The following is a 1,262-nucleotide window of genomic DNA, read 5'->3' on the forward strand; positions in this document are numbered from 1 at the left end:
CGCTTCACCCACCGCACGGCGCGGGTGACCGTCGTTCTGACGGACTACACCGAGGGGCTGGCATCCGTGCAGCTGACGGGTCTCTCCACCGAGAATGACAATCCAGATAAAATCACCCCGTATGACAAGGGCAGCAACACCTACATCGCCCTCGTAGCCCCGCAAAGTGTGGCAGCTGGCAGGACCTTCATTACGTGCACCTTCACTAACGGCAAAACCTTCGTTTATAAGATGAAGAATGCTACCGACTGGCAGGCGGGCGGTGAATATACCTACACCGTCTCCCTCGCTGCGGCAAAAGACCTGGGCTATACCATAGAGAGCGACGGCAGCTACACCGTGACCTCCGCCGATGGCCTGATGAATGTAGCCGAATTAGTGAACGGAGGTAAGACCGACATTAACATTACCCTCGACAAAAACATTGATCTGACGGGCAAAGGCTGGACGCCGATAGGCACAAGCTTCGATAACTCATACAAAGGCACTTTCGACGGCGGCGGCCATACCATCACGGGGTTGACCGTTACGACAAATGACCAATTTGTGGGTCTGTTCGGCTATCTCAATAGAGCTGGTATGGTGAAGAACGTGGTGATGGAAGGCATACAGATAACAAGCAATCACATGTTTGGCTGTACTGGCGGCGTGGTAGGATATAGCTGGGGCACCATTGAAAACTGCTCGGTGTCGGGTAGCGTCAGCGGCACAGATTGTGTCGGCGGTGTGGTGGGTTCACAAAAGGCCGGTTCCATCATCGGATGCAGCTCCTCTGCCACTGTGAAGGGAAAGCACTATGTCGGCGGTGTGGCAGGAGAAAAATGGGGCACCATGACAGCTTGCTATGCCACAGGCAACGTGACCTTAGAAATAGCTTCCCAAAAGAATAACTTTGGCGGCGGTGTAGTGGGATTAAACGGAGGAAGCCGCGTCCTTGCCTGCTATGCCACGGGCAACGTAACCAGTACGGGTAGCAGCACCGGCAATGTGCATATCGGCGGCTTGTTTGGAGATAGCTACACCACCGTGACCGCCTGCTATTGGAAGAACAATCAGGAACGAGGCTATAAGACCGCCCCCGAATCCACGAAGGTGGACGGCACTTACGTTACCTGGCAGAAAGCCGTCGATGCCATGAACACCGCCTTGCAGAACGCAGGCTCAGAGTGGCGTTACGAACTTAATGGAGCATTGCCTACCTTGAGGAAGCAGTAAACCGTCGGGCGGAAAAAGTTCCGCCCGCAACGGAAAGAACCGAAGTA

At 54.5% G+C, this 1,262-nt stretch carries 1 protein-coding gene; it reads left to right on the forward strand.

What is annotated here, in order from left to right; all coding sequences use genetic code 11:
- Positions 1-1,215 (forward strand): GLUG motif-containing protein (locus tag N5O98_RS27200; RefSeq protein ID WP_269496257.1); only part of this gene is annotated, 1,215 nt, incomplete at its 5' end.
- Between the last annotated feature and the right edge of the window lie 47 nt (positions 1,216-1,262).

It is taken from the genome of Bacteroides sp. LFL-34 (assembly GCF_027257075.1).
Classification (GTDB): Bacteria; Bacteroidota; Bacteroidia; order Bacteroidales; family Bacteroidaceae; genus Bacteroides; species Bacteroides ovatus.